General features: G+C 73.2%; 12 protein-coding genes. 10 read left to right on the top strand and 2 right to left on the bottom strand.

The window, feature by feature from the left end:
- The first annotated feature begins 7 nt into the window (after positions 1–7).
- The 7 genes from AB0O09_RS25185 to AB0O09_RS25155 all read left to right on the top strand — a co-directional run bounded on the left by AB0O09_RS25185 (position 8) and on the right by AB0O09_RS25155 (position 11,950).
- Positions 8–1,801 (top strand): ATP-binding protein, encoded by a 1,794-nt coding sequence (locus AB0O09_RS25185; RefSeq protein ID WP_363544638.1) that lies wholly within the window; start codon positions 8–10, stop codon positions 1,799–1,801.
- Positions 1,802–1,874: 73 nt separating this feature from the next.
- Positions 1,875–3,176 (top strand): SUKH-4 family immunity protein, encoded by a 1,302-nt coding sequence (locus tag AB0O09_RS25180; RefSeq protein WP_363544637.1) that lies wholly within the window; start codon positions 1,875–1,877, stop codon positions 3,174–3,176.
- Between the two features lie 457 nt (positions 3,177–3,633).
- Positions 3,634–4,329, top strand: a complete 696-nt coding sequence (locus tag AB0O09_RS25175; protein WP_363544636.1) for a hemerythrin domain-containing protein — start codon at positions 3,634–3,636, stop codon at positions 4,327–4,329.
- A gap of 466 nt (positions 4,330–4,795) precedes the next feature.
- Complete coding sequence (locus AB0O09_RS25170) at positions 4,796–5,374, top strand: class I SAM-dependent methyltransferase (RefSeq protein WP_363544634.1); 579 nt, start codon at positions 4,796–4,798, stop codon at positions 5,372–5,374.
- A 93-nt stretch (positions 5,375–5,467) separates the two neighbouring features.
- On the top strand, positions 5,468–8,245 hold the full coding sequence (locus tag AB0O09_RS25165; RefSeq protein WP_363544632.1) for an alpha/beta fold hydrolase: 2,778 nt from the start codon (positions 5,468–5,470) through the stop codon (positions 8,243–8,245).
- Positions 8,242–9,111, top strand: a complete 870-nt coding sequence (locus tag AB0O09_RS25160; protein ID WP_344628112.1) for an ABC transporter permease — start codon at positions 8,242–8,244, stop codon at positions 9,109–9,111. The genes AB0O09_RS25165 and AB0O09_RS25160 overlap by 4 nt, the downstream gene beginning before the upstream one ends.
- A gap of 178 nt (positions 9,112–9,289) precedes the next feature.
- Positions 9,290–11,950 (top strand): MXAN_6230/SCO0854 family RING domain-containing protein, encoded by a 2,661-nt coding sequence (locus AB0O09_RS25155; RefSeq protein ID WP_363544629.1) that lies wholly within the window; start codon positions 9,290–9,292, stop codon positions 11,948–11,950.
- 55 nt (positions 11,951–12,005) lie between these two features.
- Here the strand turns inward: AB0O09_RS25155 and AB0O09_RS25150 are convergent, their stop codons facing one another.
- Positions 12,006–13,670, bottom strand: a complete 1,665-nt coding sequence (locus AB0O09_RS25150; RefSeq protein WP_363544627.1) for an alkaline phosphatase D family protein — start codon at positions 13,668–13,670, stop codon at positions 12,006–12,008.
- Positions 13,671–13,947: 277 nt separating this feature from the next.
- Between AB0O09_RS25150 and AB0O09_RS25145 the strand changes: the two genes are divergently transcribed.
- From AB0O09_RS25145 to AB0O09_RS25135, 3 genes are all read left to right on the top strand, one after another.
- Positions 13,948–16,248 (top strand): M9 family metallopeptidase, encoded by a 2,301-nt coding sequence (locus tag AB0O09_RS25145; protein ID WP_363544625.1) that lies wholly within the window; start codon positions 13,948–13,950, stop codon positions 16,246–16,248.
- A gap of 150 nt (positions 16,249–16,398) precedes the next feature.
- The gene (locus tag AB0O09_RS25140) at positions 16,399–16,983 is read left to right on the top strand and encodes a dienelactone hydrolase family protein (RefSeq protein WP_363544623.1); all 585 of its coding nucleotides are present in this window, start codon (positions 16,399–16,401) and stop codon (positions 16,981–16,983) included.
- A 2-nt stretch (positions 16,984–16,985) separates the two neighbouring features.
- Positions 16,986–17,402 (top strand): DUF3052 domain-containing protein, encoded by a 417-nt coding sequence (locus AB0O09_RS25135; RefSeq protein ID WP_363544621.1) that lies wholly within the window; start codon positions 16,986–16,988, stop codon positions 17,400–17,402.
- 504 nt (positions 17,403–17,906) lie between these two features.
- On the opposite strand, the gene AB0O09_RS25130 is transcribed toward AB0O09_RS25135, so the two are convergent.
- Positions 17,907–21,872 (bottom strand): polymorphic toxin-type HINT domain-containing protein, encoded by a 3,966-nt coding sequence (locus tag AB0O09_RS25130; protein WP_363544619.1) that lies wholly within the window; start codon positions 21,870–21,872, stop codon positions 17,907–17,909.
- Positions 21,873–22,002: the final 130 nt, after the last annotated feature.

Below are 22,002 nucleotides of genomic sequence, written 5' to 3'. Positions count from 1 at the left end.
CGACCAGGTGAACGATCCGACGACCCACCAGCCGCACCCCCACGTGGGCGGACGCGGCGAGGCGCTGCGCGCACTCGCGGCCTGGCACACCGCCGGACCGTCGGCCCCGCGGGTGGTGCTGCTGACCGGCCGTCCGGGCTCCGGCCGGTCCCGGCTGCTCACCGGCTTCCTGATGCTGTGCGACCCCGTGTCCCGCGGGCGGATCGACCTCGGCGCGCTCGACCCGGCCACCGTGCCCGCAGCCGAACTGCCGCCGCCGGTGGTCTGCGACCCGGACGGACTCACCGCGGCCCAGCTGCTGTGGACGGCCGCCGACGTCCTCGGCCTCGACGTCGACCGCACCGAGGACCTGCTCCACCGGCTCGCCGAGGAGCGCACCACCGCCACGGCTCTCGTCGTCCCGGACGTCGACCGGGCCGGGCCGCTGCGCGCCCTGCGCGAACCCGGGCGGGTCGCCGCCGAGGTCCTGCTGCCGCTGGCGCTCTCGCCGTGGGTGCGGATGCTCGCCGACGTGCCGAAGGAACAGGCCGCCTGGCTCGCCGAGCGGATCCCCGCCGGGCAGCTGCAGGTGATCGACCTGGACGAGGCACCCTGGGCGGACCCGCAGGCACTGGTCCGGCAGGCCGAGTACATGCTGGACCGGCCCGCCCTCGCCGCCGACCTGGCCGCCCGGGCCGCCGGCCCGCTGGTGGTGCGGCTGGCCGCCTGGTCGCTGCGCGCCGCCCCGGACGACGGCCCGGTGGAGCTCCCGGCCGGCATCGGTGACGTCCTCGACCGGCACGCCGAGCGCTGCGGCGCCGACGAGCTGACGCTGCGCCGGCTGCTCGCCCCGCTCGCCCTGGCCGGGGACGGCGCGGCCGTGCCGTTCCCGCTCTGGGCGCCGCTCGCCTCCGCGGTCGCCGGCCGCGACCTGTCCAAGGCCTTCGCCGACGGTCAGGCCCTGCTGCTGCCGTTCTTCGAACTGGTCGGGGAGCGCGACGACCCCGCGGTGCGCCTGGTGCATCCGGAGATCGGCGCCGAGCTCCGCGAACGCTTCGGTTCGACCGTCCGCGAGGCGCAGCGCCGGATCGCCGCCGTCCTGACCAACGGCCTGCCGGCCGGCCCCGGCCGGTGGGAGCACGCCGCGCCGTACGTGCGCGAGCACCTCACCGGGCACGCCCTGGAGGCCGGGACGCTGCCCGAACTGCTCGCCGACCCGGGCTTCCTGGTGCACGCCGGGCAGGTCCGGCTGCGGGCCGCCGTCGAGCACTTGGCGGCCGCCGGTACCGAGCTGCCGCCACTCGCCCGCACCTGGCTGCGGCTGGCACCGCTGTTCACCCGCACCGAGGCCGGTCCGCTGCTGCGCGCCGCGCTGCTGGAGCACGCCTGCCGCCAGGACGGCCTGCCCGCCCCCGACCTCGGGCCCGGCCTGCCCTGGCGGACGCTGTGGGCCCGCCCGCTGCCGGGCGTCACCGCGCTGACGGCGGCGACCGCACCCGACGGCACGACCGTCGTGGCGGCCCGCGTCGCCGGCGCGGAGCCCGGACTCGCCGTCCACGCGGTGCCGACCGGCGAGCCGGTCGGCGTCCCCGCCGAGCAGCTGACGCCGCTGACCGAGGAGCAGCGGGCGGCCTGTCCGGTGCGGCTCGGCATCGGCGGCGACTACGTGCGGCTGTGGCCGCGGGAGGAGGGCGACCCGGTCGGGGTCTTCCTCTCCACGGGCCCGCTCGGCGGTGCCGACGTCACCCCGGACGGTGTGCTGCTGCTCGCCGACGCCGCCGGGCTGAGCGCCCTGCGGCTCACCCCGTCGACCCCGGTGTGAGCCGGGCGGCGGCAGCAGTGCGTACCCCCAACCACCGGGCCCCCGGGCCCAGGTCCTGAAGGAGAACGACCGCGTGACGACCCGCGCGCAGGCCGTCGAGGCGGCCCACCAGTGGATCAACGGCGACCGGCCCGAGGAGCAGTGGCGCACCGTCGGCGTCCACGAGTTCGACCTGGGCTGGGTGGTCTGGGCGGAGGCCGAGGAGGCCGGGGCCGGTGCGTCCGAGGGCGAGCGGCGGGCGCCCGCCGACATCGGCTCCGCCAGTGCCGTGGTCGACCGGGAGACCGGCAGGCTCACCACCTGGCCGTCGGTGCCGGTCGAGGAGGTCGTCCAGCTCTACCGCGACAGCCTCGGCGCCGGCAGCTACGACCCCGACCGGCCGCTCGCGACCGGTCCCGGGGCCACCGCCGTGTTCACCTACCGGGACGCGGACGGCAAGGAGCAGACGCTGTTCCGGATGTCCTCCCCGGGCGGCGCGCACCCCGAACTGGAGGCCTGGCGCACCCTGCAGCAGCAGGGCGTGCGGCCCGAGGACGTCCTCGCCGTCCACTCCGACCTGCGGCCCTGCGAGCTGCCGGGCGGCTACTGCGCCGCCGTCCTGCTCGCCGAACTGCCGGTCGCGGCCTTCTCCTACGGCCACGACTACGGTCCGCGGTTCAACCGCCGCGCCGCCGCGGTCCGTGCCCTGACGGGCGCCACCGAGCAGCTCTTCCGCGAGGCCGGGCGGCCGCTGCCGCCGCACCCCAACCGGGCGCCGTTCCCGCGGGGGGCCGAGGCCGCCGGGCCGGAGCGGGACGCCGCCCTCGGCCGCCGCCTCGCCGAGCAGTTCGGCGCCGAAGGCGTGCACCGCTTCGACGCAGACGACACCGCTGCCACCGCGCTCCCGGACGCCGCCCGCGCCGGCCTGGTCTGGGCCGGCCTGCCGGCCCGGGTCGAGGGCTTCTTCACGCTGCTGCCGGGCCTGCCCGACGTCGCCGCCCACCTCGACGCGTCCGGCCGCGGCAGCCGCGTCCCGGACGCCGCCCGTGCGGTGCTCGCCGAGTACGTGCTGATCGGCACCGACGGGCACGCCCTCGTCGCCGTGCAGTGCGGCGACGGCGGGACCGGCACCGGCGAGGGCGTCGGCCGCATCTGGGCGGTCGACCCCGACAACGGGACGGGCCGCTACGTCAACCGCGACCTCTCGGCGTACGTGCGCTGTCTCGCCCTCCTCGCGGCCCACCGCCCGGCCCGCCGCGGCCTCGACCCGCACGCCGCCGCCGAGGCCACCGACGGTTTCCAGCAGCAGCTGGCGGCGCTCGACCCCACCGTCTTCCAGGACCCGGAGAACTGGTGGGCCGCCGTCGTCGAGCAGATGTGGGACGGCCTGCTCTGAGCGGACGCGCCGGACGAACCCGGCAGCTCGCCGGGACGACCCCGGAGCCCTTCCCCACCACGGACGCCCTCCCGGCCCGCCGTCCGGACGCCCACCGCGCCGGCGGCCCCGACCGCCGCGGACTCCCGGGCGGACTCCGGCCGCGGCACGCTCCGGACCGCAGGACTCCCGGCGGAGGGCCTGGAGGAGTGGGACGTGGAGACCGCCGAGGACGGCCGCCCGCGGCACCTGTACCGGATCGGTGATGAGAATCTTCGAATTTTCCCAGCCTCGTTCTCAACTCCCCAGCTGGTCGCCCGTTGAAGCAAGTGAGGACTTCGGTGAGCAAGGGTGCGGTCGCTCGGCCCGGGTCAGAGCGGCGGGTGACCGACTTGACCTGATTGCGGACGGCAGGGCGGGCCTCACTAGGCTGCGGGTTCCCGGAATGATCACTGTTCCCTCACAGAAGTGGATCCCGATGCCCGCCACCGCAGACCCGGCCACCGACAACGAGCGTCTGGACCCACAGGAGATGGTCGTCCTGCACCGCGTCTTCCGCCGCGAGGTACCGCTGCTGGCCGACCTGATCCAGGCTGCCGCCCCCGGTGACCGGCGGCGCACCGCCGTGCTCGCCGACCACCTCGACCTGGTCCTCGGCGCCCTGGACGAACACCACGAGGGCGAGGACCACCTGCTGTGGCCCAAGCTGCGCGAGCGCGCCGCCCCCGACGACAACGTCGTGGTGCGGATGGTCGACCAGCACGAGGCCATCGCCGGCGCGCTCGCCAGGGCCACCGAGCTGTCGCGCCGCTGGCGCACCCGGGCCGACCGTGACACGGCCCTGCGCCTCGCCGAAGCTCTGCGCGCGCTCGACCGGCACGCCGCCGCCCACATGGACGACGAGGAAGAGCACCTCCTTCCCCTGATGGCCGACCACATCACGCCCCGCGAATGGACCGAAGTCGGCGAACGGGGACGCCGCAGCGTCCCCAAGGCCAAGCTCCTGGTCTTCCTCGGCGCGATCCTCGAGGACGCGACCGCGCAGGAACGCCAGCGGTTCCTGTCGCAGATGCCCGCCCCGGCCCGCCTGCTGTGGCGCACGCTCGGCATCCGCCTCTACGACCGCACCGTCACCCGCGTCCGCCGGAGCGAGGCCGCGGTCCCGCAGGTGTAGCGCCGATCCCACGCGTGGGAGGGCGGAGTTCCGGGCCCTCCCACAGCAAGGTGGGGAATCAAAGTGAGCAGGTCTGGCCAACACCTGGATCCGGGGTGGCCGTTTTCAGGGATCGCCATCATCGCGGGTGGCTCGGCGGCGACCTGCTGCTGGACGGCTCCGGCGGCGAGGTCCTGCTGGAGGACCCCGACGAGGACACCGCGCACGCCGCCGACTCGCTGCCGGTCTTCTTCGCCGTGCTGCGCCTGCTCCGCGACCCCGGCCGTACCCGTTCGCCGGGTCGACCGCCGCTACGCGGCCGCACGGACGGACCGCCGGCTTCACGCCCTGGACCCGGAGGCGGCGGAGGGCTGCTGGTACCCGCTCCTGCACGAGCAGCACGAACCGGACCCCGCACTGTGGGGGACGAACGCCGAGCCCGCACAAGGAGCTGCGCCGACCCGAACCCCCGCGGCAGACTGGCCCGATGGACGACACACTCACCCGACTGCCGCCCGCCGTCGCCGCGTTGCGGGCCGCCGGGGCCGCCCACGGCTTCACGCTCTCCTGCGAGGAGCGGACGGGCGCCCTGCTCGCCGTCCTCGCCGCCGCCCGGCCCGGCGGACGGATCCTGGAACTCGGCACCGGCGTCGGCGAGGGCACGGCCTGGCTGCTCAGCGGCATGGACGCCGACGCCCGGCTGGTCAGCGTCGAACTGGACGGCGCCGTGCAGGACCTCGCCCGCGCCGAACTGGCCGCGGACGGCCGCTGCGCGTTCGTCGCCGCGGACGGCGGGGCGTGGCTGGAGGAGTACCGCGGCGAGCCCTTCGACCTGGTCTTCGCCGACACCTGGCCGGGCAAGTTCACCCACCTGGAACGGGCCCTGGACCTGGTCGCCCCCGGCGGCACCTACCTGATCGACGACCTGCTGCCGCTGCCCGACTGGCCCGCCGAGCACACCGCCGCCGTCGACCGGCTCGTCGGCCACCTGACCGGCCGCCCGGACTTCCGCACCGTCCGGCTCGCCTGGTCGACCGGCCTGCTCATGGCGGTGAGGACCGCCTGACTCCCACCGGGCCGCACCCGAACGACCGGCGCGGATGACGTGATCGCGCCCTTTACGGGCTCCCTACCCCGAACGGGGTTAGGGTCGGTGGCCATGGGGTTCGGGTGGGCCCGGCGCCTCCGCCGGCTGGGACGGCGTGCGCGGGTGGCATGGGTGGTTGCGGCGGTGCTGGTCGTCGTGGGGGCGATCGGCACCGCCGCCGGCGGTTCCGGGCCCGAGGTGCGCCAGGAGGACCGCTTCCTCGCCATGCCCGAGACACCGGGCAGCAGCGCGACCGTCCGCATCGACACCTCGTTCTTCACCACCGGCACCTCGCCGCGCCCGGCGATCCTGCTCGCGCACGGCTTCGGCGGCTCCAAGGAGGGCGAACGCGACCGGGCCCGGCAGCTCGCCCGCGCCGGGTACGCCGTCCTCACCTGGTCCGCCCGCGGCTTCGGCCACTCCGGCGGCCGGATCGGCCTGGACGCCCCGGACCGCGAGATCCAGGACGTCACCCGGCTCGTCGACTGGCTCGCGAAGCGGCCCGAGGTGCAGCTCGACAAGGCCGGCGACCCGCGGGTCGGCATCACCGGCGCCTCCTACGGCGGCGGGGCCGCCCTGCTCGGCGCCGCCTACGACCCGCGGATCGACGCGGTCGCCGCCGGCATCACCTGGTGGAACCTCGCCGACGCGCTCTTCCCGCAGGCCGCCCAGGGCTCGACCGCCGCCGACGGCGTCTTCAAGAAGCTCTGGGCCGGCCTGTTCTTCACCACCGGCTCGGCAGGCGCCGCCACCGGCGGGCTCGCCGGCGCGCCCCGCGACGGACAGCAGGACGGGCAGCCCGGCGGACCGCAGGGCGCGGTCGGCTGCGGCCGCTTCCTCGACGAGCTGTGCACCATGTACAACCGGGTCGCCGCGGCCGGCCGACCCGACGCCGAGGCGGTCGCGGTGCTGGAGAGGTCCAGCCCGTCCTCGGTCGCCGACCGGATCAAGGTGCCCACCCTCGTCGTCCAGGGCCAGCAGGACTCGCTCTTCCCGCTCGACCAGGGCGACCGGATCGCCAAGGCCGTCGCCGCCAACGGCGCGCCCGTCGCCGTCGACTGGTTCGCCGGCGGGCACGACGGCGGCACCGAGGGCAGCGAACGCACCGACGCCCGGGTCACCGCCTGGTTCGACCACCACCTGGCCGGCAAGTCCACCGGCACCGGCCCCGCCTTCCGGGTCACCCGCACCGGCGGCGTCGACTCCACCGGCTTCCAGGCCGTGCTGCGCGGCGCCGACGCCGACGCGTACCCGGGCCTCGGCGGCACCGCCACCCGCAGCGTCGAACTCGCCGGCCGCGAGCAGACCGTCGCCAACCCGCCCGGCGGCGCCCCGCCGAACATCTCCACCGTCCCCGGCATCGGCGCGCTCTCCCAGGCCGCCGCCCTCGGCAGCGGCCTCGCCCTCGACTTCCCCGGCCAGTACGCCGCGTTCGACTCCGACCCGCTGACGACCGCGCTCGACCTCACCGGCCAGGCCCGCGCCTCGATCACCGTGCACGCCGACCGGCCCGACGCGGTGCTCTTCGCCAAGCTCTACGACCTCGGCCCGGACGGCAAGCAGACCCTGCCGCAACAGCTCGTCGCCCCGCTGCGGGTCACCGGCGCCGACGCCCCCGGCGGCCGCACCGTGCAGATCGCGCTGCCCGCCGTCGACCACTCCTTCCCGGCCGGGCACCGGCTGCGGCTCGTCCTCGCCTCCACCGACCTGGCCTACGCCTCCCCGGCGCAGCCCGCCACCTACACCGTCTCCGCCGCCGGGCCGCTGACCCTCCCGACCGTGGCCGGCCTGCACACCGAGGCCGCCCCGCTGCCCGCCCGGGTCTGGGTGCTGCCGCTGCTCGCCGTCGCCGTCGCGGCCGGGCTGCTCCTGCTGCGCCGCCGGCGCCGCCCGCAGCTGCCCGCCGATCCGGCGCTCGCCGGTGTCCCGCTGCAGATCACCGGCCTCAGCAAGCGCTACAAGGGCGCCGCCGACCGGTACGCGGTGCGCGAGCTGTCCTTCCGCGCCGAACAGGGCCAGGTGCTCGGCCTGCTCGGCCCGAACGGCGCCGGGAAGACCACCACCCTGCGCATGCTGATGGGGCTGATCCGCCCCGACGAGGGCGAGATCCGGATCTTCGGACACGCGGTGCGGGCCGGCGCGCCCGTGCTGTCGCGGGTCGGCGCCTTCGTCGAGGGCGCGGGCTTCCTGCCGCACCTCACCGGCCGCGCCAACCTGGAGCTGTACTGGCAGGCCACCGGCCGCCCCGCCGAGGACGCCCACCTGGAGGAGGCGCTCGCCATCGCCGACCTCGGCGAGGCCCTCGACCGCGCCGTCCGCACCTACTCCCAGGGCATGCGGCAGCGCCTCGCCATCGCCCAGGCCATGCTCGGCATGCCCGACCTGCTGATCCTCGACGAGCCGACCAACGGCCTCGACCCGCCGCAGATCCGCGAGATGCGCGAGGTGATGATCCGGTACGCCGCCGGCGGCCGCACCGTCATCGTCTCCAGCCACCTGCTGTCCGAGGTCGAGCAGAGCTGCACCCACCTCGTCGTCATGGACCGCGGCCGCCTGGTCACCGCCGGGGCCGTCGGCGAGATCGTCGGCGGCGGCGAGCACCTGCTCGTCTCCACCGCGCCCGGGTACGGCTCCGAGGAGCTCGCCGCGGCCGCCGACAAGCTCGCCGCGCTCGACGGCGTCGTCTCGGCGGAGCCGGCCGACGGCGGCCTGCTCGTCCGCCTCGACGACGGCGGCAGCGCCGCACGGCTGGTCGTCGAACTCGTCCGCCTGGAGGTGCCCGTGACGGGCGTCGGCCCGCAGCGCCGCCTGGAGGATGCCTTCCTGTCCCTGATCGGAGGCCCGGCATGAGCAGCACCGCACCCGCTCCTGCCGCGGAGCAGGCGGCGGCCGGCTACTCGGCCCGCCGCACCCTGCCGCTGCGCGTCGAGGCGGTGCGCCAACTCCGGCGCCGCCGCACCCTGGTGATCGGCGGGCTGCTCGCCGCGCTGCCGTTCGTCATCCTCGCGGCCTTCCAGATCGGCGGCACCCCCGACCGGCCGGACCGCACCACCTTCATCGAACTCGCCACCTCCTCCGGGCCGAACTTCGCCGCCACCCTGCTCTTCATGGGCACCGGCTTCCTGCTGGTTATCCCGGTCGCGCTGTTCTGCGGCGACACGGTGGCCTCGGAGGCCGGCTGGTCCTCGCTGCGCTACCTGCTGGCCGCGCCGGTGCCCCGGGCCCGGCTGCTGGCCCGCAAGTTCACCGTCGGGCTGGCCTTCTCCGCCGCCGCGATCGTGCTGCTGCCGCTGGTCGGCCTCGCCGTCGGCACCGCCGCCTACGGCTGGGGCGACCTGAAGCTGCCCACCGGCACCAGCCTGCCCGCCGCCACCGCCCTGCCCCGGCTCGGCCTCGCCGTCTGCTACGTGATCCTCGCCGAACTCGTCATCGCGGCGCTGGCGTTCTGGCTCTCCACCGCCACCGACGCCCCGCTCGGCGCGGTCGGCGGCGCCGTCTTCCTCTCCATCATCACCGGCGTCCTGGACGCCGTCACCGCCCTCGGCGACCTCCGCGAGTGGCTGCCCGCCCACTGGCAGTACGCCTGGGCCGACGCCCTCCAACCCCACCTCGAATGGGGCGGGATGATCCAGGGTGTCTCGCTCTCCGTGTCCTACGCGATCGTCCTGCTCGCGCTCGCCTTCCGCGGCTTCGCCCGCAAGGACGTGGTCTCCTGACGCACCGCAGGGCCGCGGTTTAATCGCTGGCAGGCCCGGGCGGGGCTGCACTAGGGTCGCGGATGCGGGCGGCTCCGCGGCGTGCTTCCTTCTCCTTCCTCCTCGAAAAGAACCAGCGCGCCCCCTCTCCGCCCCCTTCTTCCTCTCCCGCCTTCGCATCCCCCGGGGGATTCTCCGTATGACCCGAGTCGCCTCGGCTGACGTCGACGTCGACCTCGATTCGTTCCTGCTCCGCCGCCGCGGAGCCGTCTGTGTCCCGACCGCGGGCCTGCTGCCCGCCGCGGACCCCTGGAGCACCGCCGGCCTGGTCGCCCTGGACGCCGACCTCGCCCAGCGCGGCCACCTCCTCACCGCCGGCCTGCGCGCCGCCCTGGCCCGGCTCACGCCCACCGCGCTGGCCGCCGTCGGCGGCGGACTGCTCGCCCGGATCGACCACCGGCTCGGCGCCGACCGCCGGCACCTCACCCTGTTCCACCGGTTCCCGGACGCGGTGCCCGACCACGCGCACATCCTCTACTCGCGCAGCATCCGCGCCTTCCTGCTCAACCAGCCGCGCCAGCCCTGCGCGCACTGCGGCCGGACGGGCGCCGAGGCGGGCATCGCCGCCCTCGCCCCCTGCGCCCACCTGCTCTGCCCCGGCTGCCACGACGGCCTGACGGCCCGAGGACGCGGCGACCGCTGCCCGTTGTGCGCCACCCCGCTCGCCGACGAACCCTGGCTCGGCGAGGACAACCCGGCCGGCCGCAAGGCCGCCGAGGAGTTCGGCGGCGAGCAGACGCTCCGCCCGTTGCGCCTCGCCGAGGGCGAGACCCTCGACGTCGCACTCGCCGAGCTGTCCCGGCTGCTCGCCCGCCGCACCCCGCTCGACCCGCAGGACCGCGAGGACCTCGCCGCACTGCTCGCCCTCGCCCCCGACGACCTGGCGATGCGCCTCCCCGCGCAGATCCCCGTCCGCGAGACCAAGGCCGTCGTCCTCACCGCCCTGCTGCGCCGCGACCCGGACGGCGCCCTGCCGGTGCTCGCCGAACGGATCGACACCGCCACCGACGTGCTGCGGCTGCTCTGGTCCTGGTCCGGCGCCGAACCCGACCTGCTGCCCGCCACCGCCCGGCGGCTGCGACTGCGCAACCTGCCCCGCCCGCTGCGCCGCGGCCTGCTGGCGATCCTCGACGGCCTGCCGCTGCCCTCGCTCGCCGAGGACCTGCGCCGCCACCGCTCCGCCTGGTTGCGGGCCGGCGAACTCCTCCACCCGTACGAGTACCGGGACCGCTACCCGACGATCGCCGCGGCCTTCGTGCTGCTGCGGGAGACCGACCTGCGGGAGCACCCGGTCGGCGCCGGGTTCGCCGAACCGCCGCACCCGCTGCGGGTGGTGGAGGCCGGCGGCCGCACCAGGCTCCGCTTCACCGGCTTCGCCGGCCGGGCCGAGTCACGGCTCGCCGCCGGGGACGTCGCCGGCGCGGCCCGCACCCTGGCCGCCCGGCCCGGCGAACTCGCCCGCCGCCTGCACCACCTGCTCCGGGTGCAGGCCGCCACCGCCCCCGGCGAACCACTGCCCGCGGACGTGCTGCGCACCGTCACCGACGCCCTGCGCGGCGCCGCCCCCGGCCCGCTGCTCGGCGCTTACGGCCGGCTGCGCGGCCACCGCGAACAGGGCGAGCGCCGGCTGTACTTCCCGCGCGGCACCGTCTCCCTGGCGCACGCCCGGGAGGACCACGGCACCGTCGTCCCGGCCGAACTCGCCCGGCCCGTCGTGGCGGCCGTCGAGGCCGAACTGCTGCGGCGGTGCACGGGGGAGCGCTACGACCTCGCCCTGATCGACGAGGGCCTCGCCGACCTGGTGGTGCCGTTCGCCGAGCGGGCCGCCGCCAAGACCCTGGTCGCCGTCCCGCGCGGCAGCCGGCAGCGCCTGCCCGCGGGCGAGCGCCTGCGGCTGTTCCTGCACTGGATGCAGCCCGAGCACCTGCGGGTGGACCTCGACCTCTCGGTCGCGCTGTACGACGCCGAGTGGCGGTTCACCGGGCTGTGCGACTACACCGAGCTGGTGCACGGCGACCGGGCGGCCGTCCACTCCGGGGACTTCGTCTCCGCACCACCGCCGCACGGCGCCACCGAGTTCGTCGACCTGGACCTCGGCCGGCTCGCCGCCGCCGGCAGCCGCTACGCGGTGATGATCGTCTTCAGCTACAACGACGTCGCCTTCGAGCAGCTCACCGACGCCTTCGCGGGCTTCATCCAGCTCTCCGCGGCCGACCGCGGCGCCGGTCACTACGACCCGAAGGCCGTCCGGCAGCGGCTCGACCTGATGGGCGACGCCAAGGTCTGCGTCCCGATGATCGTCGACCTGGCGGACCGCCGCTACACCTGGACGGACCTCAACACCGGGGCGGACGGCGGCTTCCACAGCGTCCGCCGGTACAGCGAGGAGGTCGGCCGGCTCTCCAAGGACGTCCTCGACCACTTCTCCCCGGGCAACCGGGCCACCCTGTGGGACCTCGCCGTCGCGCAGGCCGCCGCCGGCGCCGACGAGGTGCTCGTCCGCGGCCGGGACGGCGCGGGACTACGCAGCTGGCGCCGCCACGAGGACGAGCCGGTGGACGCCTTCGCCGCCCGCCTGCGGCAGCTCGTCGGCCCGGACGCGGCCGAGCGGGCCGGCGCCACCGAACGCCTGGCCGGCACCCTGGCGTTCGTCGCCCTGGTGGACGGCGACGTCCCCGCCCCGGAGAAGCTGTCCGGCTCCGCCTACCGCCTCTACCCGGGCCCCTTCGACGCCGCCCCCGAAGAGGTCGAACGGCTCACCGCCGGAGACCTGCTCGCCCGCTTCGCGCCCGGAGCGTAAGGGGCGAAGGGGCGCCCGCCCGCGGCCTCTCCTGCCGCGGGCGGGCGCGTCTGGGTCACTTGACGGGGGACCAGACCCGTTCGACCTGCTGGGTACCGGTGCGGGTGCGGTAGGAGCGGGTCCACTTGGTGGTGGCGTCACGCCGGGTGCGGTCGGAGAGGATGTAGTAGTCCATCTGCACGGCCTGCGGGGTGATGTCGAGGACGCCGTAGCCGTGCGAGTCGAGGTCGACCCACTTGATGTGGCGGTTGGCCGCCTGGATGGCGGCGGCCGCGACCAGCGAGAGGGTCTGCGGAGCGACCTTCAGGTAGTCGTCGATGTTGTCGGAGCTGACCGAGGTGACGACGAACTCGGTGGCGACGCTGCCCGAGGCCGGGTAGGTGGCGGCCTCGCTCGGGACGTCGGCGGCCCACGCGGAGTGGATGTCGCCGGTGAGGAAGACGGTGTTGCCGATGCCGTTGTCCTTCAGGTGGCCGAGGAGCTCGCGGCGGTCGTGGGTGTAGCCGTCCCACTGGTCCGGGTTGATCGCGAGGCCCTCGCCGGGCAGGCCGAGCAGCTTGGCGATCGGCCGCAGTAGGTAGTCCGGCAGTGAGAGGAAGGCGACGGGGGAGATCATCACCTCGTTGCCGATGAGCCGCCAGGTGGTGTCGGAGGCGGAGAGGCCGGACTTCAGCCAGTCGAGCTGGGCGCGGCCGGTCATGGTGCGGTCGGCGGAGTCGACGTCGCCGCTGCCGACCTTGACCTGCTGGGAGCGGAACGACCGCAGGTCGAGCAGGTGCAGGTCGGCGAGCTTGCCGTAGCGCAGCCGGCGGTAGGTGGTGCCGGCGATCGACGGGCGGACGGGCATCCACTCGAAGTAGGCCTGCTTGGCGGCGGCCATCCGCGCGGACCAGTCGCCCTCGGTGCCGGGGGTGTGGTTCTCGGCGCCGCCGGACCACGCGTCGTTGGCGAACTCGTGGTCGTCCCAGATGGCGACGGTCGGCACGATCGCGTGCAGGCCCTGCAGGTCCGGGTCGGTCTTGTACCTGCCGTGACGGGTGCGGTAGTCGGCGAGGGTGGTGATCTCGTGCGCGGGGTCGTGCGGGCGGACGACCTTGCCGGCGGCGCAGAACTCGCCGGTCTTGTACTCGTAGATGTAGTCGCCGAGGAAGAGGAAGACGTCGAGGTCGCCGCGGGCGGCGAGGTGGCGGTACGCGGAGAAGTAGCCGGCCTCCCAGTTGGCGCAGGAGGCGACGCCGAGCCGCAGCCGGTCGAGGGCGGCGTCGGCGGCGGGTGCGGTGCGGGTGCGGCCGACGGGGGAGGAGACCCCGCCCGCGGTGAACCGGTACCAGTAGACGGTGTCGGCGGTCAGACCGCGGACGTCCACCTTGACGGTGTGGTCGGTGGCGGCGGCGGTGGTGACCGTGCCGCTGGCGCGCACCGAGGTGAAGGACTTGTCGGTGGCGATCTGCCACACGACCTCGGTGGCCGGGCCGGCGCCGGACCCGGGGACGGCGTCCGGGGTGGGCGTCACTCTCGTCCAGAGCACGAGGCCGTCGGCGAGCGGGTCGCCGGAGGCGACGCCGTGCAGGAACTGCGGAGCGGTGGCGGCGGTGGCCGGCGCGGTGCCCGCGGCGATCGGCAGGACGGCGGCACCGGCGGTGAGGGCGGCGGCCTTCAGCACGCGGCGGCGGCGCGGCCGGGCGACGGCGGGGGACACGGAGTCGGTGGTCTCTGTCACAGCGTCAGAGGCTACTGGCTGGTAATCAGATGTCCATACTTTGGGACGACTATTCCCTGACTCTTCATGTCCACGCCGCTTTGCCGCAGCTCAGGCCCAACCGGGAGTCTGCGAAGCGAACTTGGGCCTGCGCAAGGACTTCCCATGCCATGTGACGCGTGCAATTGTACATGTCACACCTTCACGGACAGCGGAGCCGTGCGGACCGCTCCGCCCTGCCCGTCACCGTCAACGGCCGCCCCCACGCGGCCGATTCACCAGGCCCGGAGGCCCCCACGTGCACACCTCCCGGATACCCTCACCCCTGCGCGCCCTGCGGCGGCTCGCCCTCGCCCTCGTCTGCTGCCTGACGCTCGGTCTGCTGATCTCCACCCCGAGCCAGGCCGTTCCGAGCACCCCGCAGCACCCCGGCACCACCAACCGCACCGACACCACCGGCCGCACCGGCCCCGCCCCGAGCCCGGCCACCGTCCAGCAGCCCAGGACGGCGCTCGCCCCCGCCGAGGCCGCCCACACCCGTCCCGCCGAACGGGCCCCCCAGCCCGCCTACGACGCCGCCGCCACCCGGCGGGACAAGCCCCGCACCGCCGACTCCCCCGCCGTCGCGCCCCGCACCGCGGCCGCCGCCTGCTCGGTCGGCGACTTCACCGGCCGCACCGGCGCCGCCCTCGTCCAGGCGGTGAAGGCCGCCGACACCGGCTGCATCAACACCCTGTTCACCCTCACCGGCACGGACGCCCGCGGCGCCTTCCGCGAGGCCCAGATGGTCTCCGTCGCCGACGCCCTGCGGGACGTCTCCACCGCCTACCCCGGCGACAACAGCACCTCCGCCGCCCAACTGGTGCTCTACCTGCGGGCCGGCTACTACGTGCAGTGGTACCACTCCGGCGACGTCGGCAGCTACGGCACCGCCCTGCAGGGCTCGATCCGCGCCGCCCTCGACGCCTTCTTCGCCGCCCCCCACTCCCGCGACGTCACCGACGCCAACGGCCAGACCCTCTCCGAGGCCGTCACCCTGATCGACAGCTCCGGCGAGAACGCCCGCTACCTCGCCGTCGTCCGGCGCCTGCTCACCGACTACGACACCCGCTACGACGCCTCCTGGTGGATGCTCAACGCCGTCAACAACACCTACACGGTGCTCTGGCGCGGCCACCAGTCACCCGACTTCGTCGCCGCCGTCGCCGCCGACCACGGCGTCCTCGACACCCTCGGCGCCTTCGCGACCGCCCACCTCGGGATGCTCGGCGGCGACCGCGGCTACCTCGTCTCCAACGCCGGCCGGGAACTCGCCCGCTTCCTCCAGCACCCCGAACTCCAGGCCGCCGTCCGCCCGCTGGTCAAGGACCTGCTCGGCCGCACCGCGATGACCGGCCCCACCGCCCAGCTCTGGGTCGGCCTCGCCGAGATGGCCGCCGAGTACGACGCCGCCCAGTGCGCCTACTACGGCACCTGCGACCTCGCGAACCGGCTGAAGGCCGCCGTCCTCACCGTCACCCGCACCTGCAGCCCGAGCATCCGCATCCTCGCCCAGCAGATGACGGCCGACCAGCTCACCGCCACCTGCACCAGCCTCGCCGGCCAGGACGCCTATGTGCACGGCATCGTCCGCGACAACGGCCCGGTCGCCGGCGACCGCAACACCACCATCGAGGTCGTCGTCTTCCACTCCAGCACCGACTACCGCACCTATGCCGGAGCCGTCTACGGCATCAGCACCGACAACGGAGGCATGTACCTGGAGGGCGACCCCTCCGCCGCCGGCAACCAGCCCCGGTTCATCGCCCACGAGGCCGAGTGGCTGCGCCCCGACTTCCAGATCTGGAACCTCAACCACGAGTACACCCACTACCTCGACGGCCGGTTCGACATGTACGGCGACTTCGCGGCCGGCACCACCACGCCCACCATCTGGTGGGTGGAGGGCTTCGCCGAGTACGTCTCCTACTCCTACCGCGGCGCCACCTACACCGACGCCCTCACCCAGGCCGGCAAGCACACCTACCGGCTCAGCACCCTCTTCGACACCACCTACGACAACGCCGACTCCACCCGCATCTACAACTGGGGCTACCTGGCCGTCCGCTACATGATCGAGACGCACCGCGCCGACGTCGACACCCTGCTCGCCCGCTACCGCACCGGCGACTGGGCCGGCGCCCGCACCCTGCTCACCGGGACCATCGGCACCCGCTACGACGCCGACTTCGACCGCTGGCTCGGCACCTGCACCCCCACCGGCTGCGGCCGCCCCGAGTGCACCGACCCCGACACCCGCCGCCTGGAGCCCGGCTGCCGCCGCAGCAACCTCGCCTCGCCCACCGGCGACCACCGCTACCTCTACCTGTGGGTCCCCGCCGGCACCGCCCGCCTCACCGTCACCAGCGGCGGCGGTACCGGCGACGCCGACCTCTACTACAGCAACACCAACTGGGCCACCAACACCGCCTACACCGTGAAGTCGGCCGCCACCGGCAACGCCGAGACGCTCACCGTGACCAACCCGCCCGCCGGCTGGAACTTCGTCAGCCTGTACGCCAAGCAGGGCTTCGACGGGGTCTGGGTCGAGACCTCCTGACAGCCGCTGTTGCCGGCGCCCGCTCTCTCCGGCGCCCGCGCCCGGCCCGCCGCACCCCGGCGGGCCGGGCCCGCCCTTTGCCGGCGCCGTGGGGGATCATGGGAGATCGCACCGTCCCCGAGCACGTCTCCCAGCACGCAGGAGCACCCCGTGGCCCAGATCGTCCTCTTCCACTCCGCCTACGGACTCCGCCCGGCCGTCCACGCCGCGGCCGACCGGCTCCGCGCCGCCGGACACCAGGTGCACACCCCCGACCTGTACGACGGCCGGGTCTTCGACACCGTCGAGGACGGCATGGCGTACAAGGACGAGATCACCACCGACGAACTGCTGCGCCGCGCCGTCCACGCCGCCGCCCCGCTGCTCGGCCAGGGCGGGCCCGGCCTGGTCTACGCCGGCCTCTCGCTCGGCGCCGCCCTCGCCCAGAACCTCGCCCTCGCCGACACCAACGCGGCCGGCCTGCTCCTGCTGCACGGCACCTCCGACATCCGCGACGATGCCGCCACCTCGGTCGCCGTCCAGCTGCACGTCGCCGAGCCCGACCCCTTCGAGCCGGAGGACTGGCTGAACGCCTGGTACCTGCGGATGACCAAGGCCGGCGCCGACGTCGAGGTCCACCGCTACCGCGGCGCGGGCCACATCTACACCGACCCGGAGCTCCCCGACTACGACGAGGAGGCCGCCGAACGCACCTGGGCCACCGCCCTGGCGTTCCTCGCGGAGCTGGACGGCTGACCGTGCCCGCCGCGGCCGGCCACTCGGGCACCCCGCTCGCCCGCAAGCTCGGCATCGAGCCGAGCCACACCCTGCTGCTCGCGGACACCCCCGAGGGCTTCACGATCCCCGGCCTCCCGGACGGCCTGCTGGTCCAGCACCGTCCGGACCGGGCGGCCCCCTTCGACACCGCCCTCTGGTTCCCCGCCGACCGGGCCGACCTCACCGCCCGCCTCGCCGAGCTGCGGGCCGCCATGCGCCCGGCCGCGGGCCTGTGGATCGCCTGGCCCAAGCGAGCCTCGGGCGTGCCCACGGATGTGACCGAGGACGTCCTGCGGGAGGTCGCCCTGCCGACCGGTCTGGTCGACACCAAGGTGTGCGCGGTCGACGGGACGTACTCGGGCCTGCGGTTCGTCGTCCGCAGGGGGCTGCGGGCCTGAAGGGGCCGTCGACCGCGTGTGCACCGCGTTCTTGAACGACACCGAACGGCGCATCCGGTACCCGACCGGATTCGGTGCTGGAAGTGTGACAGGCGGTCCCGGCTCGCTTCACAGATCTGCGGCTCTACGAACCGGGGAACTCCACAAGCCGGTAGGTCGGGCCGCCCGCGCGGAAACATGCGGGCGGCCCGACTGATCAGCCGATCGGACAGGCCCAAGCGGCCTTGCTGATCGTGGCGGTCACACCATGATCTCGAGTTGGAGAATCCGTCAATCCGCTACACGGGGGGCCCAAGACGAGCGATATTAGCAACTTCTTCCGTCAGGGCGGAGAATTCCTCCCTTGTGCATCCAACAAAATCCAAGAAGGCGGCATCTGACTTGGTCATCTCGCTCGCCGTGATCATTGCAGAAAGAATGGTTACAACTTCCCTTCGATTCAGGCGGATGACATACTCCCCTTTGGTCATTTCACCGTGCAATTGACTTGACCGCCTCGCGTTTCTAAAGTTCCACATACCTGGAGCCGACAGAATTCTTCCAGGAATCTGGCGAAAGGTTGTAGGCGTGGATATCTTTGGATGTCTTGATCAGGATGATCTTTCGGGCTTCGTCATAATGAACCAGGTTGTTCGTCTCGGTGTCCCTATAGCCGAACTTCCACGGGAGGGACAGGTATTCCGCAAGCTTTTTCGGATCCGTTCCAATCCCATTCACCGCATGATTGGTTGCCCCTTCATTGTAGCGCGCTACGTTCCATTCGACACCTTGGAGGATCTCTGGTCCGTGGTCGTCGAAAATGTCATCGAGAATTTCATCCGAGACCGTCCAGCAGTCTGCGTTGTGCACCAGAACTGGGATGCTGCCGGCGAGTACATAGTAAGTGTGAAGCTCGTCAACGGTCAGGTTGAAGGCGGGCTTCCGTGCATTCCAATTCCTGGCCTCGGCAACGGGAACGGTCGATCCGCTGCTCGTGCGTAGCGTGTCACCTGTCACGAGATCTTCGGCATCGATCCACTGGTGGCGGATTTCGGACCAGAAGGGATGGTGACTTGTTGCTGTCAGGTAGTTGGCCGTTCCGCCGGAGCCGTCAATCTTGAGGGTTGTGAACTCACGGTCATCTGGCGTGAGGATCGTAGCATCGACGTTCCGAGGGCCGGTCTCACCAGTTACTGGATCAGTGGACAAAACCGAGTCGCCGACATGGAGTTCCTCGATCGGGCGGCTGGTGGTGCCGTCACCCATCAGGACCCGGGTGCCGGCGGGGAAGCTGTTCTTCGGCTTTGTCAGGCAGGGGGGGAGGTCATCGAGCTTCCGCCAGAGTCCCTGGAGAGCCTCACTGATCTTTGACGCCCGCACCCCCCACTTCTCCAGCTTGACTCCCAGTGCACCCCACCCGGCGATCGGTACCGTGGTGGCGCAGGACAGTGCGGCATCCGTGTACTTGTCGGTCTCACCCGTCAAGCCTTCCAGGCCGTAGCTGACACAGTTGGCCAGGCCGGCCGGTACGCCAACGATCGGAAGTGACGACAGCAGATCGAGTTCGAGGTGCGCGAGCTCGATTGCGATCTTGAGCTTCTGGTCAATCGGGAGATTGTTGAAGGCGATGACGCTCCGCATGTACGGCGGCAGAGCCGACAGCATCATCGGGTTCCATCCGGGACCGTACTGAGTCCTGAACTGTTCCGCCTTGGCCTGTGTCAGGGCGTTCTGGAAGATGTCGTTGACGGACTTGGCGTCTTTTCCAGCCTGTTCGGCGACGATCTGTGCGGCAGCCGCAACAGCGTAGGCCTTGGCCGCACTCGTGGCCGCCGCAGCAGCACTCGACTGGGCCCAGATCGCGGAATCGGCGGCCTCATTCGCGCTCTTGGTGGCCCGCTGTCGGGCCTGGTTCGCCGCCTTCGCGTACTCGGCAGCCTTCTTCGCCGAGGCCTCGGCCTTGTCCGCTGCATCCCGGGCCTGCTTGGCCGCCTTCGTCGCATCGGCCGCATCCGCCTGGGCCTGGGCTGCATACCCGGCTGATTCCTCCGTGGCATTGCGCGCCAGCGCGTACACCCGCAGCGCTTCGCTGGCGCTCTGCCTGGCCTTGGCCGCCACGTCGGCCGCCTCTGCGAGGGCCTGTGAGACCTGTGCGAGATGGGCAGCGATCAGCTGGTCCTGACGCTGAGCCTGGAACTGGCCGGACTCGATGAACGTGCGCAAGATACCGGGTGGGCTGACAAGGGCTGCTTCGGCTGCTGCTTTGACCTCGGCTCCGCCGTTCTGGGCGAGTTGGGCGGCCAAGACGCGGTCGTCGGTCTCCCGTGCCGCGTACTGGTCGGTCGTGAGGAAGGAGACGAGCGCCTTGGGGGTGCCGGCATTGAGGGCAGCTGCGGCTGCCTGCTTCACATCGGGCCCGCCGTACTGGGCGATCCGGCTGGCCTCGACCTGGTAGTCGGTGAACGCCGCCAGATGCTGGCCGGTCTCGAGGAACGCGTGGACCTGTGTGGCGTCACCCGCGTAGGCGGTTTTCGCCGCCGTACGCACCGCGTCGTAGGGCGTTGTGAGGAGGATTTCGTGAACCTGTTTGCGCTCGTCGCTGCTGCGAGCGTTCTGCCAGCCGGTGCGGGCGTAGTTGGCCATTGCATTGTCGGAACCGGCGAGCGCGTAGGCTGCCGCCGCGCTGCTCCAGGGACGACCGACCTTCATTGTGGCCACGGCCATTCGCCGGCCGTCGGCCACCACTTGGCCGAGGTCCGCGCCTGGCTGGGCGGCTCGGGCCGCCAGCGCCACGGCGTCCTGGTCGAGCTTCTGCGCCTCGGCCTGGACCCGGTTTGTCTCGGCCTGTGCCTGCTGGTAGGCGGCGCTCAGGTCCTCGGCATGGTTGCGACCGGCGATCGTACGCGCAGCGATCTCCTCGTCGTCGGCCTTGCGCGCGGCCTGCTCGATGTCGACTGCTTGCTGCGCGGCCGCGGTCGCGGCGTTCGCTGCAGCCTTCGCCGCCTCCGAGTGGATCCTCGCCTGCTCGGTGGCCTGCGCAGCGTCCCCCGCGTGTGAGGTGGCCTCCCGCGCCGCCTGGGCGGCCGCACTCGCGTGGCCGGACGCGGACCTCGCGGCGTCCCGCGCCTGCGCCGCCGCCTTACCGGCATCGGATGCCAGCTTCGATGCGACGCCGGACGCCCGGGACGCCTCCGCGGCATACCGGCGCGCCGACGCCGCGGCGGCCTTCGTCTCAGCCGCGGACGCCCCCGACCGTTCGGCGAGGGTACCTGCTTCGTCCGCGGCCGCCAGTGCCGCGTTCAACGTCCCGGTCAGATCCTTGAGCGCGCCGGCCACCTTCTCCACGGCAGCTGCCGCGTTCGTGGCCCGGTTTGCCCAGTCACCCGTGGTAGAGGACATCTGCGCGTAGTACTCGGCTTGGTGGATCGTCGCCGCGTCTACCGTACCGGCCGCAGCTGCCTTCAATGCCTTGCTGGTTGCCTCGGACGCGTCGGCCGCAGCGGAAGCGGCGTTGGTGGCGGTCACGTTGGCGAGACGCGCGGCGGCAGCGGCTTTACGCGCCGCACTCACCGCCGACGCCGCAGCATCCGCCGCTCGACGGGTCGCCTCGGCCGCCCGCCGACTGGCCTCGATCGCCCGTGCGGCGTCACTCTGGGCAGCCCGCAACTCGGCCGCGGCCCGCTCGGCCGCTTCCTTCGCCAGCTGCGCTGCGGCGATAGCGCGGTCGGACGCGTCCTTGGCCGCCGCCGCCTCCCGCTCGGCCTGCTCGCCGGCCACCCGCGCCTGCTCGACAATCTGCTCGATACTCGCGTATTCCTGATCGTGCGAGCGCGACACGAACTGGCCCACCAGCAGGAACTCTCGAACGTCATCCATCGACGAGTTCAGCGCCGAAGCCGCGGCACGCTTCGTCGCCACGCCACCCGTGCTCTCCAGCTGCGTCACCCGTACCAGATCGTCCTGGTCGCGCAGCTCGTACTGGTCGTGGTTCAGGAATTCCTGTACCCGGTCGACGGAGCCGTTCAGCGCCGCGTTCGCGGCCTCCTTCAGACCCCGGCCCGCACCCGGCCCATCACCGATCCGGGTGGCCTCGACGAGCTGGTCCTCCTCGAAGGGCTTCTGCCAGCCGGCCTTGAGGAACGCGTCCAGGTCCTGCGCGTTGCCCGCCAGGGCGTGCTGCGCGGCCTCGCGCAGGGCACGGCCGCCCTGCGCGACGATCTGCAGGGCGGCCTCCCTGTCGTCCTGCTCCTGGGCCGTGGCCCGTCCGGAGGACAGGAAGGTGCCGATCGCATCCTGGCCGGAGGCGATCAGAGCGGCTTCGGCAGCCGCCTTGACGGCAGGTCCGCCGTCCTGCCAGAACTGCACGACCTTCCCGCGGTCGGTGGCGCCCAGGCCGGCCGGAGTCGGGTCCTCCGCCACTGCCGGCGCAGTTGACAGCAGCCCGGCCAACAGAGCCAGCGGCAGGACCCGTCCGACACTGCGCGCGCCCAAGAACCTCCTCCCGTGTCCAGCGGTCCAGGATATGTCAAAACGCAAGGAATCCCCCTCATTCGTGAGAGCCGGTCGAACTGGCCGGCGAGGAATCATGTCAAGTCCGGCAAGCCGTAGTCGAATCAACATC

Origin of the sequence: Kitasatospora sp. NPDC093679, assembly GCF_040683455.1 — a bacterium.
Taxonomy (GTDB): Bacteria; Actinomycetota; Actinomycetes; order Streptomycetales; family Streptomycetaceae; genus Kitasatospora; species Kitasatospora arboriphila.
Note: the sequence above shows the minus strand (reverse complement) of the source record. Positions and strands in the feature narration are given on the sequence as shown.